Here is a 20,767-nt window from a genome sequence, read left to right as displayed (position 1 = left end):
TGCTCCGCCCGGCGCCCGCTCCTGCACACGCCTTCGTCCACGGACCCCGTCCGCGCGCGCATCCGCCGCGGCCGTGGGCCTCGTCCTGGCCCTGACCTCGGTGGCACCCGTCGCGTTCGCCGCCCCGGTGCCCACCACGCCCACCACCACACCCGGAACGCTTCCCCCGGACGTGCTGACGGCCATGGCCGCCGCAGACGCCAGGCAGACCAAGGAGAAGCCTCCGGCTGCGGCCGCCGACCGGGCGATCGCCCAGGCCAAGTCCACCGGCAAGCCCGTCCCCGTACCCGAACTGACGGACGAGTACAGCGAAACGGTCGCCACTCCCGCGGGCCACCTCTCCCGTTCCCAGCACGCCGACCAGCAACGCGTCAGGCGGCAGGACGGCGTCTGGGCCGCGCTGGACGCCAAGCTCGTCGCCGACCCGGCGGGCGGCTACCGCCCTCGGACCGCCTCCTCCGGAGTCCACCTGTCCGGTGGCGGCAGCGGCCCCCTCGGCACGCTGACCAGCCCGGACGGCGAGAAGCTCGTCATCGACTCGCCGTTCCCGCTGACCAAGCCGGCCCTCGACGACGACGGCGACGGCCTGGTCTACCCCGACGTCGCCCCCGGCATCGACCTGAAGGCCACCGCCGACAAGTTCGGCGGCCTCAGCACCGTCCTGATCGTCAAGACCGCCGAAGCCGCCAACAACCCGCAGCTGAAGAAGATCCGCTTCGGTACCACCGGTCAGGGCGTCACCGTCAAGGACGACGGGTCCAACAACCTCACCGCCACCGGCAAGGACGGCAAGGTCCGCTGGCACGCCCCAGCCCCTCGGATGTGGGACAGCTCAGGCGGCGCGGCCGGCACCGTCCCCGCAGCCACTGCCGGCAAGGCCGCCGCGGCCGCGCAGGCCGCCCCGGCCGACGGCGACGGCGCGGCCCAGGCCGGTGTTCCCGCCAAGTCGGACAAGCCCAGTAGCGCGGACGGGCCCGGCACGGGCGCCAGGGTCGCGACCATGCCCACCACGGCCTCCGGCGACGCCGTCGAGCTGACCACCGACGCCTCGGTGCTCGGCAAGGGTCAGGGCCCCTGGTTCATCGATCCCGGGTGGATCTACGACTCCCGCAGCGGCAACGCCTGGACCTGGACCCAGCAGGCGTACCCGAAGACGCCCCGCTACGGGCAGACCACCGCCTCCGACGGCCAGTACGCCCGTCCCGGCGTCGGGTACCAGGGATACCAGGTCGACAAGGGAATCGAGCGGTCCTACTTCCAGATCGACACCCGCGGATTCGGCGGCACGGTCATCAACAAGGCCACCATGTCGGTCTGGGAGTACGAGTCCTCGGACTTCTCCTGCACCAACACCTATCCGGTGGACCTCTACTTCACCGGGCCGATCGACAACCAGACCACCTGGAACAACCCGCCCGCCGTGGTGGGCGGCCGACTCGGCCGCGCCGACGTCGCCGGCTCCGGCGGCAGCGGCTGCTACGACAACCGCGAGTTCCAGTACGACGTCACCTCCGTCTACCGGGAACGCGCCGCCACCCACGACAACCTGACCTTCGGCGTGTTCGCCGGCGACGAGTCCAACAAGATGGCCTTCAAGCGCCTGACGTACAACCCGGTGGTGGTCGTCGAGTACGACCGCGCACCGGACACCCCGACCAACACCTACGTCTGGCCGCCGCCGGGCACGGCGTCGCCGTGGGCCGAGAACCAGGGCTGCGACGGTTCCTCGGTCGGCTGGCTCGGCGCGGGCAGCAACTTCAACGGCGCGGTGTCCCTGAACGCCACCGTGCACAGCCCGGTCCAGAACTCGCTCTACTCGTGGTCGAAGATCTGGGACTACAACCTCCCGGGCGCGCCCGAGGTCGACTCCGGGAAATCGGGTCTGGTCGGCAACGGAGGCAACGCCGCCTTCCAGGTGCGCTCCGACGTGATCAAGGACGGGCACGTCTACGGCTGGGGCTCCTTCGCCACCGACGACTTCACCTCGTCGGGATACGCCCCCGCATGCCGCTTCGGGGTCGACCTGACTCCCCCGAGCCTGTCCGTCCCCGACGTCTACACCGCTCTTCCCGAGAGCTCGCTCGCCGACCACTTCCCGCCGTCCGGCAACGGACAGGTGACCAGGAAGAAGGCCTGGGAGTGGGGCATCGTCCCCTTCACCGCCGCCGACACCGCCCCCAACGGCGGCACGCCGTCGGGTGTCACGTGCGCCCGGTGGTCCTGGGACCCGCAGCTCTCCGGCGCCCAGTGGCAGTGCGGATCCGCCCTCCCGCAGGGCGGCGTCAGCGTCCTGCCGGGCCGCTGGGGCACCAACATCGTGTACCTCCAGGTGATGGACAACGCCCGCAACGTCTCGCCGGTGGCCCAGTACGCGTTCTACGTCCCGTGGAACCCGGACGGCCCGCCGCCGGTCTTCGGCGACGTCACCGGTGACGGTGCGCCCGACATCGTCACCCCCGACCAGTCGGGCGACCTGCGCGCCTACGCCGTGGCCGGCAACCCGCTCGCCAAGAGCCCTGCCGTCTCCCTCGTCGCCAAGCGCGACGACTCACCCACCGGACGGGGCTGGGCCGACATCCAGTTCGCCCACCGCGGCACGCTGACCGGCGGCAACAACATCGACGACATCGTCGCCCACGCCCCCGGTGACAAGGACCTCTACCTCTACGGGAATCCGGGCAACACCGGCTACTACGGCCGGGTCGACGCGAGGTCGGTCCTCCCGAAGCCGAAGTGCGTCACGACGGCCAGCGAGGACTGCTCCTGGCTCACCGCCACCGGATACAACGCCACCGACTGGTCCAACACCCTCCGCGTGGCCGCACTCGGCGACCCGGCGAACACGGACCTCGACTACAAGCTGCAGTTCAAGAACAAGAGCGGCCTGCTCACCGTCGAGAGCACCGCCAACGGCGCCGACGCCGCCCTCTGGTACTACCCCGCGACCAGGCTCCAGACCCTCGGCAAGCCCGTCCGGCTCGCCGCCTCCGGGTGGAAGGACAAGGAGCTCATCGCCCCCGGCGACTGGGCCAAGCAGGGCCACCCAGGCCTGTGGGCCCGGAACCTGGAGGCAGCCGCAGACGGCGGCAAGGGCACTCTGCTCGCCTACACCTTCACCACCGGGACAGTGGTGTCCACCGACCGCAACGGCAGGCCCGTACTGGACAGCAGCGGGAACACCGCCACCGTCCCGACGCTGACCCAGATCTCCAGCCCGGTCACGATCGGCTCCGTCTCCCCGGACACCTGGCCGACGCTCGGCTCGGACGGGGACCTCACCGGCAACGGCGCGGCCGGTCTCTGGGGCAAGCGCGGCAACGGCCAGATCGACATCTGGTGGGGCGCGCCCACCAACCCCGGCAGCCCCAACGCCGCCTTCACCTGGCAGGCCGGACCGACCCAGGCCGCGGACACCTCCGTGAACCCGCTCTGGTGGGCACTCGACGGCACCTCCGCCGTCGACAGCAACGCCGCCAACGCGCTCTACCCGAGCACGTTCGCCCGCACCACCGACCACAACGGCGCCGCGGGCAAGGCGACCGTCCTCGACGGCAACACCCTCTACCGCAGCACCAACCAGGCCAACATCGACACCGGCCAGAGCTACACCGTCGCCGCCTGGGTCAAGGTCAACAACACCAACGGTTACCAGACCGCCGTCTCCCTGACCGGCAACGAGCGCAGTCCGTTCTACCTGCAGTACTCGGCGACGTACGGCAAGTGGGCCTTCAACCTGCCCTCGTCGGACCAGCTCCGCCCCACCACGTACTACGCGGCCGTCGACTCCGAGCAACCCCAGATCGGCGTCTGGACCCACCTCGCCGGGACGTTCAACTCGGACACCCAGACCGCGACGCTGTACGTCAACGGCCGAGCGGCCGGAAGCGCGAAGGTCCCTGCGGGCTGGAAGGCCAACGGCAGTCTGAACATCGGCGGGGAGACCACCGCCCGGTACCCCGGGCCTGACGGCCGCGTGAACGGCGCGGTCAGCGACGTCCGGATCTACCCGTACGCGTTCACCGACCAGCAGGCCAACTCGCTCGCCACGGCCGGCTCCAGCGTCCAGATCCAGAGCGCCTACAACCCCGGCAGGTGCATCGACAGTTGGGGCGGTTCCGTCGGCACGGCGGTCGCCTTCTACAACTGCTACAACGGCAACGCCCAGCACTTCACCCTGACCACCGACAACAAGTTCAAGGTCTCCGGCACCGACCGGTGCATCACCACCAACGACAAGCCGGCCGGCAACGGCACCAAGGTGTCCTTCCAGACCTGCGCCGCCGATGACGCGCAGACCTGGGTCCGTCGCTACGACGGCACGCTCTACAACCCGATCTCCGACAAGTGCCTCGAACTGCCCGGTTGGGCCGACGCGAACGGCACCGCGCTCGGGGTCTGGTCCTGCACCGCCAATGCCAACCAGCGTTGGCTGGTGCGCGCCCAGGCGTCCTGACCGCCAGGCCCACGGTCTGAACTGACCCGGGCACCGAACCGCTCCGGCCTCCCCGAGTCCTGCTCGGGGAGGCCGCGGCCGTGTCGGCGCCGGCGGCCGGACCCGAGGGGGCCCGCTATACACCTGTGTGTATACATGGCCTGTATAGTCCCGGAGCATGTCACTCGGACAGCTGTTCCTCGGCCTGCTGGAGACCCAGCCCCGCCACGGATACGACATCAAACGCCTCCATGACGAGCACTTCGGGCGCGACCGCGGCCTGCACTACGGGCAGGTGTACGCGACGCTCTCCCGGCTGCTGAAGAACGGGCTGGTGGTGGTCGACGGCGTCGAGGCCGGCGACGGCCCGGAGCGCAAGCGGTACGCGATCACCGACGCCGGGGTCACCGACCTCGCCAACTGGCTCGCGCACCCGGAGAGCCCGCAGCCGTACCTGCAGAGCACGCTCTACCAGAAGGTCGTGCTCGCCCTCCTGACCGGCCGCTCCGGCGCCGACGTCCTGGACGCGCAGCGGGCCGAACACCTCAAGGAGATGCGGGAGCTGACCCGCCGCAAGCTCACCGGCGACCTCACCGACCAGCTGATCTGCGACCACGCCCTGTTCCACCTGGAAGCCGACCTGCGCTGGCTGGAGCTCACCGCCGCCCGCCTGGACGAACTCGCCGCCCGCATCACGGAGTCCCAGCGTTGACCATGTCCGAACCCCTGCTCGCCGCCCACGACCTGCACAAGAACTTCGGGCTCACCCCGGCGCTCGGCGGGGCCTCGCTCACCGTCGCGGCCGGCGAACTCGTCGCCGTGATGGGCCCGTCGGGCTCCGGCAAGTCCACCCTGCTGCACTGCCTCGCCGGGATCACCCGACCCGACAGCGGCCGCCTCCGCTACCGGGATCGCGACCTCACCGCCTGTTCCGACGCCGAGCTGAGCGCCCTGCGGCGCACCGAGTTCGGCTTCCTGTTCCAGTTCGGCCAGCTCGTCCCGGAACTCTCCTGCCTGGAGAACGTCGCGCTCCCGCTGCGCCTCAACGGACTGCGCCGCCGGGCCGCCGAGGCCCGGGCCCGCGAATGGCTGGAGCGCCTGGAGGTCGACGACGTGGCCGCCAAGCGCCCCGGCGAGGTCTCCGGCGGCCAGGGGCAGCGGGTCGGCGCCGCCCGGGCCCTGATCACCGGGCCCAAGGCGGTCTTCGCCGACGAGCCGACCGGCGCGCTCGACTCCCTCAACGGCGAGCGGGTGATGAAGCTGCTCACCCAGGCCGCCCGGGAGAGCGGCGCCGCCGTCGTCCTGGTCACCCACGAGGTCAGGGTCGCCGCCTACGCCGACCGCGAGATCGTCGTCCGCGACGGCCGCACCCGCGACCTGGCGGGCGCGATATGAGCAGCACCGGCGTGAGCGGCCCCGGCGTGAGCAGCCCCGACACCAGTAGCCCCAGCGTGAGCAGCCCCGCCACGAGCGACCCCGCCGCCGACCGGGTGCGCTCGCCGTTCCTGGACCAGCTCGGCCTCGGCGTGCGCCTGGCCCTCACCAACGGACGGGACGGCTGGGGGCGCCTGCTGCTCACCGCCTGCGGCGTCGGCCTGGGGGTGGCACTGCTGCTGTTCACCGCCTCCTTCCCCGGCATCGTCCAGCACCGCAACGAGCGCCTGTACGTGCAGAACGACACCTTCCGCGACGAGGACCTGCCCACGCCCGGCGACCGGACGGTCCTCATCGCCACCGCCGACACCACCTTCCGGGGCACCGCGATCCGCGGACGGGTCGTCCAGCCCGAGGGCCCGGACGCGGCGCTCCCGCCCGGAGTGGCCGCGTACCCGCCGCCGGGGCGGATGGTCGTCTCGCCCGCCCTGGCCGAGCTCCTGAAGGACCCGGCCAACCAGCTGCTGCGCGACCGCCTCCCCTACCCGGTGGTCGGCGGCATCGGCCCGGACGGCCTGCTCGGCCCCGGCCAGGCCGGCTACCTGCTCGGCAGCGACCGGCTCTCGCGGGACGCCGGAGCCGCCCGCATCACCTCGTACGGCCACTTCTCGCCGCCCAAGCCGATGGACCCCCGGCTGATCCTGCTCAACGCGGTCGGCCTGACCGTGATGCTCGCCCCGGTCGGCGTCTTCCTCGCCGCCGCCGCCCGCTTCGGCGGCGAACGGCGCGACCGCAGGCTCGCCGCGCTGCGCCTGGTCGGCGCGGACCGCCGGATGACCGCCCGGCTCGCCGCCGGGGAGTCCCTGGTCGGCGCGGTGCTGGGCCTGGTCGCGGGCGCGGCGCTGTTCCTGCTCGGCCGGCGGCTGACCGGCCACCTGCGGCTCGCGGGCTTCAGCTTCTACCCCGAGGACATCGCGCCGCACCCCGCCATCGCCGCCGCGATCGCCGTGGTCGTGCCGCTCCTCGGCGTCGGCGTGACCCTGCTCGCGATGCGCCGGGTCACCGTCGACCCGCTCGGCGTGGTCCGCCGCTCCGGCCCCGGCCGGCGCCGGATCGGATGGCGGCTGGCGCTGCCGCTGGCCGGCCTCGCCCTGACGGCGCTCGCGCTGGCACTGCCCACGCAGTACAACCCGTCCGGGATGGGGCGCACCGCCGTCTTCAACTCCGTTCAGGACACCCGTGGTTCGCTTCTGGTCGCGTTCGGCGTGCTGCTGATGCTGGTGGGCGTCTGCACCCTGCTGCCCTGGCTGGTGGAGGCCGCCACCCGGCGCTCCGGCGGCGGCGTGTCCTGGCAACTCGCCATCCGAAGGCTCCAGTTGAGCTCGGGCCCCGCCTCGGCCGCGGTCAGCGGCGTGGTCGTCGCCGTCGCCGGGGCGATCGCCCTGCAGACGCTCTTCCTCGGTGTCAGCGCGAGCTACGAGGACCGCCCCGGCCCCCGCGCCGCGGTCGGGCCGTACCAGCAGTCGGTGTCCTTCCCCGGCGGCGGCCCGCAGGCCGACCGGCTCGCCGACTCGCTGGCGCACTCCCCCGGGGTGCGGGCCACCGCCGCCTACACCGAGTTCGCCCTGGAGACCCCCACCGCCAAGCTCTGGGACCTGCCCGCCGTCCGAATCGCCGGCTGCGCCGTGCTGCGCGGCTTCGCCACCCTGCCCGACTGCAAGGACGGTGACGCCTTCGTCGTCCAGGGCCGGACCACCCGACCGGACGCCGGAACGAACACCGGCACGAGCGGCGGTACGGACGTCGGCACGGACGTCGGCGCGAGTGCCGGCACGAACACCGGCACGGACGCCGCCGCCGCAACCAAGCCCGGCACGACCGTCCACGCCGCCTTCTTCCGCGGTGACGGCGAGCCGCCGTCCTGGCCGCTGCCCGCCGTGACGGCCACCGTCGAGCCCGTCGAGGGCGCCGACCCCAACGGGCGGCTCGGCTCCGGCCTGCTGCTTCTCACCCCGGGCGCCGCCCCGGCCGCCGCACTGCGCGGCCAGCCCGCGACCGTCCTGGTCGCGATGGCCCCCGGGCTGCCGGACCCGAAGGAGCAACTCACCACCGACGTCATGGCGATCGACCCGCAGGGCCTCGCCGGGTCCCCGCTCGACCGCGCCGTCGACCCGACCTACCTCGCCGTCAAACGCCTGCTCACCGCCGGCTCCGCCGTCACCCTGCTGCTGGTCGCCCTCAGCCTGCTGGTCGGCCAGCTGGAGCGCTTCCGGGAGCAGCGCCGCATCCTCGGCGTGCTGAGCGCCGTCGGCACCCGCCGCCGGATCCTGGGCCTGTCGGTGCTGTGGCAGACCCTCGTCCCGATGGCCCTGGGCATGCTGCTGGCCACCGTCGGCGGCCTGCTGATGGGAGCCGTCCTCCAGTACACGGCGGGCCTGCCCTTCGCCCTCGACTGGGGCTCCATGCTGGCCATGTCCGCGATCGCCGCCGGTGCCGTCCTTCTCACGACCGCGCTCGGCCTGCCGCAGCTCCTGCGCCTGATGCGGCCGGCCGAACTGCGCTACGAGTAGCACCGGCCGCCGGGGGCCGTCCCGCCGAGCGACGGCGCCGGCCCCCGGTGCCGGTGCCGGTCACAGGTCGTCGAGGGGCTCGTCCAGGACGCCCTCCCGGGCGATGATGTAGCCGAGGTGGCCGCGGCTGCGGCTGCCGAGGAGTTCGCTGGCCTTCTGGATGTGGCTGGAGACCGTACGGGTGCTCATGCCGAGGCGGGAGGCGATGGCCTCGTCGGTGTAGCCGTTGACCATCAGGCGCAGGACGTTCTGGCGGGTGCGGTCGGTGAGCAGCTGGGGGCGGTGCCGGCCCTCCAGGTAGGTGACCGGCTCGGCGCGTTCCCACATCAACTCGTAGATCTTGAGCAGGTACTCGACCAGCGGTGGGAACTGGATGAGCATCGCGGCGGCCTCGCGGTCGGCCGCGGCCGGGACGAAGGCCGTGGAGCGGTCGCAGATGATCACCCGGTCGAACACCTCGTTCAGGGTGCGTATCCGGGCGCCCTGGGCCGTGACCTGCTCGATGTAGGCGAGCGTCGGGCCGTGCGAGCGCACGGTGTGCTGGTAGAGGGTGCGCTGGCGCACGCCGCGCCCGGCGAGGGCGAGGTCGCGCGGGAGGGCGTCCGCGAGGTGCTCGGGACTGCGGCCGCCGCCGGGCTGGGCCGTGCGCAGTTCCTCGGTGCAGGCGGCGACGGCCTTCTCCAGCGCGGGGTTGATCTCCTCGCCCGTCAGGAGGCGGACCGGCAGCTGGGCCCGGCGCATGACGTCCTGGTAGGCGCGGTCGGCGGCGGTGAAGGCGGTGCGCAGCTCGGCGAGCCGCTCCTGGTGGCCCAGCACGGCGAGTTCGATCGGCCGGGTCAGGCCGGTGGCCGCGATGTCGGGCGGGACGGGGGTCAGCCGCTCGCCGGAGCCGGGTACGGAGCGCAGCAGGCCCATCGCGAGCAGGCACTCGGGGGCGTCTCCGGTGGCGCAGCCCTCGGCCAGCGCCACCCGGTAGAACTCGATCCCCCGGTCACAGAGCTGCGGTGTCCCCATTCCCGCGCTGTTGTCCTGGGATAGGCACATCTGGGCATCCTTCCGGCTTCGGCATTGCGGTTTCACGAATGCCCGTACCGGCCACCGCAAGGCATCTGAAATGGCAGGATGGAAATCACCTGTCGTTCGGAAGCCGTCCCCCCGGGCTCTGACTGCCGTGAGTGTACGCCCAAGTGGCGCGGAAATCAGCGGTCGACGGCGAAGCCGAGCGCGCCCGGAGGCGGGGGAGCCGACCGCGGCAGTGGCGGACCCGAGCGCACCCGGCCGCGGTGACAGGCGGACGGCCGCCGTCTCGTGACTGTCGCCCCGTCAGGGCGGCCGGGGCGGACGGCCGGCGGACGAACGGCCGACAGACGGAGGGCACCCCTTGTTGCGAGCTGATCCCGGCCCGGCGGTCCCGCCCGTGGACCTGGCCGAGCTGGTGGACCAGCGGCTGGTACGGCAGTTGGCGGAGGCCGCCGCCGAGCAGGTCGGCTCCGGCGCGATCCGGCTGCTGGGCGACGGCGGGCTGTTCCAGACGCTCGCCAAGCAGCTGATCGAGCACGCCCTGGAGCTCGAACTCCAGGAGCACCTGCGTGGGGCCGAACCCGGCGCCAACGTCCGCAACGGCGCCCGGGCCAGACGGCTGCTCACCGAGGTCGGCCCGGTCGAGGTGCGGGTGCCCCGGGACCGCCAGGGCAGCTTCACCCCCCGGGCCGTCCGCCCCCGGGCCCGCCGGCTGCCCGGCCTCGACCGGCTGGTCATCTCGCTCACCGCGCGCGGCCTCAGCTCCGGCGAGCTGGTGGCGCACCTGGCCGAGGTGTACGGCGTGGAGCTCAGCCGGGAGACCGTCTCCGCCATCACCGACCAGGTGCTCGACGAACTCGACGAGCGGCGCCGGTGCCCGCTCGACCCCGTCTACCCGGTGGTCTTCCTCGACGCGGTGCGCAGCGGCCGCTCGGGCGGCCCGCTGGTGCACCTGGCGCTCGGGATCTCCGCCGACGGCGGGCGCGAGGTCCTGGGCCTGTGGCCGGCCACGGACGGGGAGCACTGGCCGCAGGTGCTGGCCGAGCTCACCGAGCGCGGGGTGCGCGAGGTCTGGGTGCTGGTCGGCGACACCGGCGGGGGCCTGGCCGAGGCGGTGGCGGCGCGGTGGCCGCGCACCCTGGTGCACGGCTCGATGGCCCACCTGCTGCCCGCCGCGCTGCGGCACGCGCCCGGCGAGGACTGGGGTGCGCTCGCACGGACGCTGCGCGAGATCTGTGCCGCGCCCACCGAGCGGGCGGCGATGGCGCGGCTGTCCCGGGCCGAGCGGGAGTGGGGTCCGGGCCACCGCGAGGTGTTCCGGGTGTGGCGGTCGGCCTGGCCGCTGCTCGCCGCCGGCTTCCGCTTCGGCCCCGAGGCGCGGCGCCTGCTCGCGGGCGGGGGCGCGCTGGAGCGGCTGCACGCCCGGCTGCGCCGGATCGAGCAGGCCTCGGGCCGGGTGCAGGACGAGCGGGCCGCGCTCAAGCGCGCCTACCTGGCGACGATCGCCCTGGAGTCACCCGCCTCGGCGGGGCGGACGTGGACCGGTGACTGGCCCGCCGTCCGCGAGGAACTGCGCCGGGGCTCCCACTTCTGACGCTCCGTGAACCCTTGTCCTGACGCTCCGTAACCCCCGCCCCCGCGGCGGCTTCGGCGGCTTCCGGGGGCCGGGGCCGCCCTCGCCGACGCGCCGGGGGCGCGGTTGACCGAAACCCTCGCCAGTGACCTGTTCCCACCACTGATCTGACAGTGCCAGGCACTCTTTGGATCAGATCTGTCTGTTTTTGACATGATCTGTTCGAGCTTCCGGTTCCCGCAATGCGTGTTCCCGATCATGGCCAGAGCTTCCACCCCCGTTTGAGCCTCGGCAGGATGAATTTCCGAGCGAAGAGGGCCGACCGCCCCCTCGGAAAAAGGAATTAACGATGAAGAATCTTGCCGTTCGCATTCACCATATGCTCGGGATTCTCGCCGTTCTGCTGGTCGCCGGACTGGGCGTCCAGAGCAGCGCCGACCCGTACTCACCCCTGGCCGCCGCCACCCCCGTCTCGGCGCCCAACGCCGACTCCGGCTGGGGTCCGTGAGCCGCGCTCCGGCGTAATTCCCCCCTCCCCGAAATTTCTCCGAACAAAGAGGAAACCGACGATGGCGAACCCGTTCGAGGACCCCGACGCCAGCTACCTCGTCCTGGTGAACGACGAGGGCCAGCACTCGCTGTGGCCGGTCTTCAGCCCGGTGCCCGACGGCTGGCAGCAGGTCTTCGGCGCCGCCGGCCGGCAGGACTGCCTCGACTACGTCGAACAGCACTGGCAGGACCTGCGGCCGAAGAGCCTGCTCGCCCAGCAGTCCGGCCACTGACCGCGACAGCCCAGCGCTGAAGCCGCACCACCAAAACCACCAGAACCGCGCCACCACGCCACCGCACCGCCGCTCCATCGACCGCCCGGGCCGACCGCCCCGAAGGTCGCCGAGCAAGCCGTTCCCGCCACCGCGGGGGCCAGCCGCACGAGGGAGAGAGTCACATGTCCGGGGTCCAGCAGACGCACAGAGCCGACCGGCGGCCGACCCTGACCGCGCTGGTCGACGCCCAGACGTCCCGCACCCCGCAGGCCCCCGCCCTGTACGCCGAGGGCACCACCCTCACGTACGCCGAGCTGGACGCCCGCGCCAACCGGCTGGCCCGGGTGCTCACGGCCCGCGGCCTGGGCACCGAGGACATCGTCGCGCTCGCCCTGCCGAAGTCCCCCGAGGCCGTCGCCGCGATCCTCGCCGTGGCCAAGACCGGCGCCGCCTGGCTGCCTGCCGACCCGGCCTACCCCGCCGAGCGGCTGCGCCACATGCTGACCGACTCCCGCGCCGCCCTGGTGCTCACCACCGCCGAGGCCGCCGCCCAGCTGCCCGAGACCGGCGCCCCCCGGCTGCTGCTCGACTCCCCCGGGCACCTCGCCGAGCTGGCCACCCGGCCCGGCACCCCCTTCACCGCCGCCGAGCGGGTACGGCCGCTGAGCGCCGGGAACACCGCGTACGTGATCTACACCTCCGGCTCCACCGGAGTGCCCAAGGGCGTGGCCGTCACCCACACCGGGCTGCCCAGCATGATCGACACGCAGGTCGCCGCCACCGGGGTCGGCCCCGGCAGCCGGGTGCTCCAGGCCGCCTCGCTCAGCTTCGACGTCTCCGTCTCCGACCTGGCCGTGGCGCTCTCCACCGGCGCCGCCCTGGTGCTCCCCCGCGAGCAGAGCCAGCTGGTCGGCGAGCCGCTGGCCGCGCTGATCGAGCAGTACGGCGTCACCCACGCCGACATCGCCACCGCGATGGCGGCCACCCTGCCGGACGTGCCACTGCCCTCCCTGCGCACCCTGATCGGCGGCGGCGAGGCCATCCCGCGCGAACTGGCCGCCCGCTGCGGCCGCGACCGCCTGATGCTCAACAGCTACGGGCCGACCGAGACCACCGTCATCGTCACCATGAGCGAGCCGCTCACCGGCGAGGAGCAGCCCCCGATCGGCCACCCCTGCCAGGACGTGCGCATCCACGTACTGGACGAGCGGCTGCGCCCGGTCGAGCCGGGCACCGTGGGCGAGCTGTACGTCTCCGGCCCGCACCTGGCCCGGGGCTACCTCGGGCGCCCCGGCCTGACCGCCGAGCGCTTCGTCTCCTGCCCCTTCGGCGAGCCCGGCGACCGGATGTACCGCACCGGCGACCTCGGCAGCCACCGGCCGGACGGACAGCTGGACTTCGTCGGCCGGGCCGACGACCAGGTGAAGATCCGCGGCTTCCGGGTGGAGCTCGGCGAGGTCGAGCAGGCCCTCTCCGCCCACCCCGAGGTGCGCCAGGCCGTGGTGCTGGTCCGCGAGGACCGCCCGGGCGAGCGCCGCCTGGTCGGCTACACCGTCGGCGCCGCCGACCCGGCCGAGCTGCGCGCGTACTGCGCCGAGCGGCTGCCCGACCACATGGTGCCCACCGTCGTGGTGCTCGACCGGCTGCCGCTCACGCCCAACGGCAAGGTGGACAAGCGCGCCCTGCCCGCGCCGGTCTTCGCCGCCGCCGAGGAGGGCGGCCGGGCCCCCGCCGGGGAGCTGGAGCACGCCCTCGCCCGCCTCTTCGCCGAGGTGCTGGGCCTGCCCGCGGTGGGCGTCACGGACTCCTTCTTCGAGCTCGGCGGGGACTCCATCGTGGCCATCCGGCTCGTCTCCCGGGCCCGGCACGCCGGGCTGCAGCTCACCCCCCGCGAGGTGTTCCTCTCGCCGACCGTCGAGGCACTGGCCCGGATCGCCCGACCGCTGGAGGGGCCGGTCGTCGCCGAACCCGCCGGGGCCGGCCTCGGCGAGGTGCCGCCGACGCCCATCGTGCACTGGCTGGCCGCGCAGCACGGCGCCGTCGAGAGCTTCTACCAGTCCACCCTGCTCACCCTCCCCGCCGGGAGCGGGCCCGAGCACGTGGCCACGGCCCTCCAGGCGCTGCTCGACCACCACGACGTCTTCCGCGCCCGCACCTCCCCGCTCGCCGAGCGCCCCTGGACGCTGCACGTCCCCGCCCCCGGCGCCGTCCCCGCCGAGGCCGCGCTGCGGCACGTCGCGGGCCCGGCCACCGAGGAGGCGCTGCGCGCCGAGACCGAGGCCGCCCGCGAGCGCCTCTCGCCCGAGGACGGCCGGATGCTCCAGGCCGTCCGGTTCGAGGCCGGGCCGGGCCTGCCCCCGCAGCTCCTGCTCGTGATCCACCACCTGGCGGTGGACGGCGTCACCTGGCGCATCGTCGAGGAGGACCTGCTCGCCGCGCTCGCCGCCGTCCGCGAGGGCCGGGCCGTGGCGCTGGCGCCGGTGCCCACCTCCTTCCGCCGCTGGGCCCAGCGGCTCACCGCCGAGGCCGGGACCGACCGCCGGGCCGCCGAACTCCCGCTCTGGGAGGCCGCCCTGGCCACCCCGGACCCGCTGCTCGGCGCGCGCCCGCTCGACCCGGCCCGGGACACCTACGCCACCGAGGGCGTCCTGCGGCTCGTGCTGCCCGCCGAGACCACCCAGGCGCTGCTGACCCGGGTCACGGCCGCCTACCACGCGCAGGTCAACGACGTGCTGCTCACCGCGCTGGCGCTCGCCCTCGGCCACTGGCGCGGCGAGGCGACCACCGGTCCGGACGGCGCCGTACTGGTGACCGCGGAGGGCCACGGCCGCGAGGAGATCGTCGACGGTGTCGACCTGCACCGCACCGCCGGCTGGTTCACCTCCCTCTACCCCGTCCGGCTCGCCCCCGGGGCGCTGCCCTGGTCCGAGGTCACCGCGGCCGGCCCCGGGCTCGGCCGGGCCCTCGGCCGGGTCAAGGAGCAGCTGCGCGCCGTCCCGGACAACGGCATCGGCTACGGCCTGCTGCGCCACCTCAACCCGGCCACCGCCGCCGTGCTGGAGGGGTACGCCGACCCGCAGGTCGAGTTCAACTACCTGGGCCGCTTCGCGCCGGAGGGCGTCACCGCCGAGGACGTGCTCGCCGGCACCGAGGCGATGAGCGAGGGTGCCGCGACCGGCCTCGCGCTCGGCCGGGTGCTCGGCCTGGACGCCACCACCGTCGACACCCCGCAGGGCCCGCTGCTGGTCGCCCAGTGGTCCTACGCCACCGGGCTGCTCGCCGAGGAGCGCGTGGCCGCGCTCGCCGAGGCGTGGTTCACCGCGCTGCGCGCGCTCGCCGAGCACGCCGACCGGCCGGACGCGGGCGGACACACCCCCTCCGACTTCCCGCTCGTCACGCTCGGCCAGTCCGAGGTGGACCGGCTCGCCGAACACCACGCCCCCGCCCGCCTGGTGGACGTCTGGCCCACCTCGCCGCTCCAGCAGGGCATGGCCTTCCACGCGGCGTACGACGCCGACGGCGCCGACGTCTACACCTCCGTCTGCACCTTCGACCTCACCGGCCCGGTGGACGCCGACCGGCTGCGCGCCGCCGCCGAGGCGCTGTTGCTGCGCCACCCGAACCTCAAGGCGGGCTTCCACCAGCGCCCCGACGGCCCGCCCGTGCAGGCCGTGCCGGACGGCGTCGAACTGCCCTTCACCGTCCTCGACCTGACGGCGCACGCCGACCCGCGGGCCGAGGCCGCGCGGATCGCCGCCGCCGAGTACGGCCGCCGCTTCGACCTCGCCCGGCCGCCGCTGCTGCGCTACACCCTGCTCACCCTCGCCCCCGGGCGCCACCAGCTGATCGCCGCCGCGCACCACATCCTGCTCGACGGCTGGTCCACCCCGCTGTTCGCCGAGGAGCTGTGGGGCCTGTACTTCCAGCAGCCGATGCCCCCGGCCGCCCCCTACCGCGAGTACCTGCGCTGGCTCACCCGGCGCGACGGCGCCGCCGCCCGCGCCGCCTGGGCCCAGGCCCTGGCGGGCGCCGACGAGCCCACCCTGCTGGCCCCCGGCCGCTCGGCCGCCGCCCCGCAGCTGCCGCTGCGCCTGCACACCGGCCTCACCCCGGCGGCCACCGAGGCGCTGGCCCGCACCGCCCGCCGCTACGGCGTCACCCTCAACACCCTCGTCCAGGCCGCCTGGGGCGTGCTGCTGGCCCGGCTCACCGGGCGCGAGGACGTGCTCTTCGGCACCACCGTCTCCGGCCGGCCGCACGACCTGCCGGGCGTGGAGCGGATGGTGGGCCTGCTCATCAACACCGTGCCGGTGCGCGTCACCCTCGACCCGGCCGAGAGCTGGGGGCAGCTGCTGCTGCGCCTCCAGCACGAGCAGTCCGCGCTGCTGGACCACCAGCACCTCAGCCTCACCGAGATCCAGCAACTCGCCGGAATGGGAAGCCTGTTCGACACCGTCACGGTGTACGGCAACTACCCGGACCCGTCCGCCCTGGACGAGGCCGACCCGAGCGGCGCCACCCACGTCACCCTGGTCGAGGACGTCGACAGCGCGCACTACCCGCTGCTGCTGGCCCTCACCCCGGGCGACGGCCTCCAACTGCGCCTGGACCACCGGCCCGACGCCTTCACCCCCGCCGAGGCGCGCACCCTGCTGGACCGCTTCCTCGCCCTGCTCGACCGGATCGTCGCCGACCCGGCCGAACTCGTCGGCACCGTCCAGGTGTTGACCGAGGAGGAGCGCGAACGGCTGCTGACCGGCGGGACCGGCGCCACCGCGCCGCTGCCGGACGCCGCGCTGCCCGAGCTGTTCGAGGCGCGGGCCGCCGCGGCGCCCGACGCGGTCGCACTCACGGCCGGCGACGTCGAGCTGACCTACGCCGAACTCAACGCACGGGCCAACGGGTTGGCGGTGCGACTGGTCGAGGCCGGGGTCCGCCCGGAGACCCCCGTCGCACTGCTGATGGAGCGCTCGGCCGCCCTGGTGGTGGCGATCCTGGCCGTGCTCAAGGCCGGCGGCGCCTTCGTGCCGCTGGACGGCGCGCAGCCGGCCGAGCGCCTGCGGGCCGTCCTCGCGGACTCCGGGGCCCGGCTGGCTCTGGCCGACACCGCCCACCGGGCGCACCCCGCGCTGGCCGGGCTGGACGTGCTCGACCCCTCGGACGTACTCGACCCCTCGGACGTACTCGACCCCGAGGGTTACGAGACCGCCGGGAACCTCGGACTCCCCTTGAGCGCCGACCAGTTGGCGTACGTGATGCACACCTCCGGCTCGACCGGCGTGCCCAAGGGCATCGGCGTCACCCACCGGTCCGTGGTCGACCTCGCGCTCGGCGGGGCGTTCGCGGGCGGCGGCCACGAGCGCGTCCTGCTGCACTCCCCCGTCGCCTTCGACGCCTCCACCTACGAGCTCTGGGTGCCGCTGCTCTCGGGCGGCCGCGTGGTGGTCGCCCCGGCCGGGCGGCTCGGCGTCGCCGAGCTGGCGACCGCGATCGGCCGGGGGCGGGTCGGCGCCGCCTGGATGACGGTCGGGCTCTTCAACGTGCTGGCCGCCGAGGCCCCGGAGACCTTCGCCGGGCTGCGCGAGGTGTGGACGGGCGGGGACATCGTCTCGCCGGCCGCCATCCGGCGGGTGCTGGAGCACTGCCCCGGCCTGCGGGTGGTGAACGGCTACGGGCCGACGGAGACGACCACCTTCGCGACCCGCCACCCGATGGCCGCCGCCGCCGAGGTGCCGGCCGCCGTACCGATCGGGCGGCCACTGCCCAACACCCGGGTGTACGCGCTGGACGTCGGACTGCGCCCGGTCCCCGTCGGCGTCGCCGGTGAGCTGTACGTCGCGGGCGCCGGGCTGGCCCGGGGCTACGTCGGCCGCGCCGGCCTGACCGCCGAGCGCTTCGTGGCCTGCCCCTTCGGCGAGCCCGGCGGCCGGATGTACCGCACCGGCGACGTGGTGCGCTGGACCACCACGGGCGAACTGGAGTTCGTCGGCCGCGCCGACGACCAGGTCAAGCTGCGCGGCTTCCGGATCGAACTCGGCGAGGTGGAGGCCGCGTTCACCGCCCACCCGGCCGTCGGCCAGGCCGTCGCCATGGTCCGCCAGGACCAGCCGGGCGACAAGCGCCTGGTCGCCTACGTCACGGGCCCCGTCCGGCCCGACGAACTGCGCGCCTTCGCCACCGACCGCCTGCCCGGCTACATGGTGCCCGCCGCGATCGTCGCCCTCGACGCGCTGCCCGTCACCCCCAACGGCAAAGTCGACCGCCGCGCCCTGCCCGCCCCCGACTACAGCGGCGCCGCCGCCGGCCGGGCCCCGCGCACCGGCACCGAGCAGGCGCTCTGCGCGCTCTTCGCCGAGGTCCTCGGATTGGCCTCGGTCGGCATCGACGACAGCTTCTTCGACCTGGGCGGCCACTCGCTGCTCGCCACCAAGCTGGTCAGCCGCGTCCGCACCGCCCTCGGCACGGAGCTGCCGATCCGCGCGCTCTTCGACCACCCGACGGTGGCCGCCCTGGCCGCCGCCCTGCCCGCCTCCGGCGCGGCCCGCCCGTCCCTGCGGCCCGCCACCCGACCGGAGCGCGTCCCGCTGTCCTCCGCGCAGCAACGCCTGTGGTTCATCGAGCAGTTCGAGGGACCGAGCGCGCTCTACAACACCCCCGTCGCCCTCCGGCTGACCGGCACCCTCGACCGCCCCGCGCTGGAAGGCGCGCTGCGGGACGTGGTGGCCCGGCACGAGGTGCTGCGCACCGTCTTCCCGACCACCGACGGCCAGCCGCACCAACTGGTCGCCGAGGCCCCCGAGTCGATCCTTCGGACCATACCCGTGGCCACCGAGGAGGCGCTCCGGGCCGCCCTGGCCGAGGCCGGCGGGGAGGTCTTCGACCTCGCCCACGACCTGCCCGTCCGCGCCACGCTGTTCTCCCTCCCGCACGACGAACACGTCCTGCTCGTCCTGATGCACCACATCGCCACCGACGGCTGGTCCGTCGCCCCGCTCCTGCACGACCTCGCCACCGCGTACCAGGCCCGGCTGGCCGGCGCCGAGCCGCAGTGGGAGCCCCTGCCGGTGCAGTACGCCGACTACGCCCTCTGGCAGCACGAACTCCTCGGCACCCCGCAACAACCCACCACCCTGCTCACCGAGCAACTCGACTACTGGCAGCAGGCGTTGTCCGGCCTCCCGGAGGAGCTGGCGCTCCCCTACGACCGGCCACGCCCGACCGCGCCCAGCCACCGGGGCGGCTCCGCCGAGTTCGAGGTCGGCGCCGAACTGCACACCGCCCTGGCCGAGTTGGCCGGCGCGCAGAACGCCAGCCTCTTCATGGCCCTGCAAGCCGCCGTCGCCACCCTCTACACCCGCCTCGGCGCGGGCACCGACCTCCCGCTCGGCACCCCCGTCGCCGGCCGCACCGACGAAGCCCTCGACGACCTGGTCGGCTTCTTCGTCAACACCCTGCTGCTGCGCACCGACACGTCCGGCAACCCCACCTTCCGGGAACTGCTGGACCGCGTCCGCCGCACCGACCTCGACGCCTACGACCACCAGGACATCCCCTTCGAGCGCCTGGTCGAACACCTCAACCCCCCGCGCACCACCCGCCATCCCCTCTTCCAGTCGCTCGTCGCCCTGGAGAGCGACCCGGCGGTGCCCGCCGCCTTCGGCGACCTGGCCTGCGCGGACCACCCCTTCGAGCTGGACGTGGCCAAGTTCGACCTGTCCTTCCGCTTCACCGAACAGGGCTCCCAGGCGGGCCTGTCGGTGGCGGTCGAGTACGCGGCCGACCTCTTCGACCACGCCACCGCCACCGCCCTCGCCGAACGGCTGCTACGCGTCCTGCGCACCGTCGCCGCCGACCCCGACGCCCCGATCGGCAGCATCGAGATCCTCGACCCCGCCGAACGCGAGCACCTGCTCACCGGCTGGAACGGACCGACGACACCGGTGCCCGAGGCCACCCTGCCGCAGCTGTTCGAGGCCCAGGCCGCCGCCACCCCCGACGCCCCCGCCCTGATCACCGGCACCGAACAGCTCAGCTACGCCGAACTCGACTCCCGGGCAGAACACTTGGCCGCCCACCTCGCCGAGTCGGGCGTCGGCGCCGACACCCCGGTGGTCCTCCTGATGGACCGCTCCGCCGACCTGGTGACGGCGATCCTGGCGGTGGCCAAGGCCGGCGGCACCTACGTCCCGCTGGACGACCGGCACCCGGCCGAGCGGCTGCGGCAGATCACCGCCGAGACGCGGGCGGCGCTCGTCCTGGTCGATCCCGCCCACCAGGGCGACCCGCTGGCCGCCGACGCCCCCTGCCCCGTCCTGCCACTCACCGAGGGCTGGTTCGACGGCCCGCGCAGGCGGCGCGCCCAGCCCGCCGGGCTCCACCCGGAGCAGCTCGCGTACGTGATGTTCACCTCCGGATCCACCGGGGTGCCCAAGGGCATCGCCATCACCCACCGGGACGTGGTGCAGCTCGCGACGGACCCGTGCTGGCACCACCCCGACGGGCTGCGGGTGCTCTTCCACGCCCCGCACGCCTTCGACGCCTCGACCTACGAACTGTGGGCGCCGCTGCTCTCCGGCGGCCAGGTGGTCGTCGCGCCGCAGGGCGACCTGGACGCCTCCGCCATCCGCGAGCTGGTCCGGGCGCACGGGCTCACCCACGTGCACGTCACCGCCGGGCTGTTCCGCGTCATCGCGGAGGAGGACCCGGGCATCTTCACCGGTGTGCGCGAGGTGCTGACCGGTGGGGACGTCGTCTCCGCCCCGGCCGTCCGCCGGGTGCTGGAGGCCGTCCCGGGCATCGCGGTGCGGGCACTGTACGGGCCGACCGAGACGACACTGTGCGCGACCCAGTTCCCGATGCCGACCGCCTCGGCGGTCCCGAACGTCGTGCCGATCGGCCGCCCGCTGGCCAACACCCGGACGTACGTCCTCGACACCGCGCTACAGCCCGTACCCGCCGGCGTGGCAGGCGAGCTCTACATCGCCGGCGCCGGACTCGCCCGCGGCTACACCGGCCGCCCCTCCCTCACCGCCGA

At 74.1% G+C, this 20,767-nt stretch carries 9 protein-coding genes; 8 read left to right on the top strand and 1 reads right to left on the bottom strand.

Translation table 11 applies throughout. The features are described 5' to 3' along the window. The first annotated feature begins 73 nt into the window (after positions 1–73). The 4 genes from ACIP37_RS23790 to ACIP37_RS23775 all read left to right on the top strand — a co-directional run bounded on the left by ACIP37_RS23790 (position 74) and on the right by ACIP37_RS23775 (position 8,376). Positions 74–4,453 carry a LamG-like jellyroll fold domain-containing protein gene (locus ACIP37_RS23790; RefSeq protein WP_400810103.1) on the top strand — a complete coding sequence of 1,460 codons (4,380 nt, stop codon included), beginning with the start codon at positions 74–76 and terminating at the stop codon, positions 4,451–4,453. 157 nt (positions 4,454–4,610) lie between these two features. Beyond that, positions 4,611–5,144 (top strand): PadR family transcriptional regulator, encoded by a 534-nt coding sequence (locus ACIP37_RS23785; RefSeq protein WP_363374032.1) that lies wholly within the window; start codon positions 4,611–4,613, stop codon positions 5,142–5,144. 2 nt (positions 5,145–5,146) lie between these two features. Continuing rightward, positions 5,147–5,827, top strand: a complete 681-nt coding sequence (locus ACIP37_RS23780) for an ABC transporter ATP-binding protein (RefSeq protein ID WP_363585174.1) — start codon at positions 5,147–5,149, stop codon at positions 5,825–5,827. 56 nt (positions 5,828–5,883) lie between these two features. Next, positions 5,884–8,376, top strand: a complete 2,493-nt coding sequence (locus ACIP37_RS23775; RefSeq protein WP_400810105.1) for an ABC transporter permease — start codon at positions 5,884–5,886, stop codon at positions 8,374–8,376. Between the two features lie 60 nt (positions 8,377–8,436). On the opposite strand, the gene ACIP37_RS23770 is transcribed toward ACIP37_RS23775, so the two are convergent. Continuing rightward, positions 8,437–9,420 (bottom strand): helix-turn-helix transcriptional regulator, encoded by a 984-nt coding sequence (locus tag ACIP37_RS23770; protein ID WP_363623297.1) that lies wholly within the window; start codon positions 9,418–9,420, stop codon positions 8,437–8,439. Between the two features lie 337 nt (positions 9,421–9,757). On the opposite strand from ACIP37_RS23770, the gene ACIP37_RS23765 reads away from it, so the two are divergent. From ACIP37_RS23765 to ACIP37_RS23750, 4 genes are all read left to right on the top strand, one after another. Continuing rightward, positions 9,758–10,990 carry an IS256 family transposase gene (locus tag ACIP37_RS23765; protein ID WP_363585180.1) on the top strand — a complete coding sequence of 411 codons (1,233 nt, stop codon included), beginning with the start codon at positions 9,758–9,760 and terminating at the stop codon, positions 10,988–10,990. A gap of 358 nt (positions 10,991–11,348) precedes the next feature. Then, entirely contained in the window at positions 11,349–11,477 is a 129-nt protein-coding gene (locus ACIP37_RS23760) for a hypothetical protein (RefSeq protein ID WP_363585182.1), read from the top strand. Positions 11,478–11,538: 61 nt separating this feature from the next. After that, complete coding sequence (locus ACIP37_RS23755; RefSeq protein WP_363585184.1) at positions 11,539–11,751, top strand: MbtH family protein; 213 nt, start codon at positions 11,539–11,541, stop codon at positions 11,749–11,751. A 164-nt stretch (positions 11,752–11,915) separates the two neighbouring features. After that, positions 11,916–20,767: amino acid adenylation domain-containing protein (locus ACIP37_RS23750; protein WP_400810108.1), on the top strand; the 8,852-nt coding region annotated here is incomplete at its 3' end.

It is taken from the genome of Kitasatospora sp. NPDC088861 (genome assembly GCF_044750105.1).
Taxonomy (GTDB): Bacteria; Actinomycetota; Actinomycetes; order Streptomycetales; family Streptomycetaceae; genus Kitasatospora.
This window is presented reverse-complemented; position numbering and strand designations above follow the sequence as displayed.

Coding starts and splice junctions, on each gene's coding strand:
- ACIP37_RS23780 (WP_363585174.1), top strand. CDS start 5,147: ATGTCCGAACCCCTGCTCGCCGCCCACGACCTGCACAAGAACTTCGGG.
- ACIP37_RS23760 (WP_363585182.1), top strand. CDS start 11,349: ATGCTCGGGATTCTCGCCGTTCTGCTGGTCGCCGGACTGGGCGTCCAG.
- ACIP37_RS23755 (WP_363585184.1), top strand. CDS start 11,539: ATGGCGAACCCGTTCGAGGACCCCGACGCCAGCTACCTCGTCCTGGTG.
- ACIP37_RS23770 (WP_363623297.1), bottom strand. CDS start 9,420: ATGTGCCTATCCCAGGACAACAGCGCGGGAATGGGGACACCGCAGCTC.
- ACIP37_RS23785 (WP_363374032.1), top strand. CDS start 4,611: ATGTCACTCGGACAGCTGTTCCTCGGCCTGCTGGAGACCCAGCCCCGC.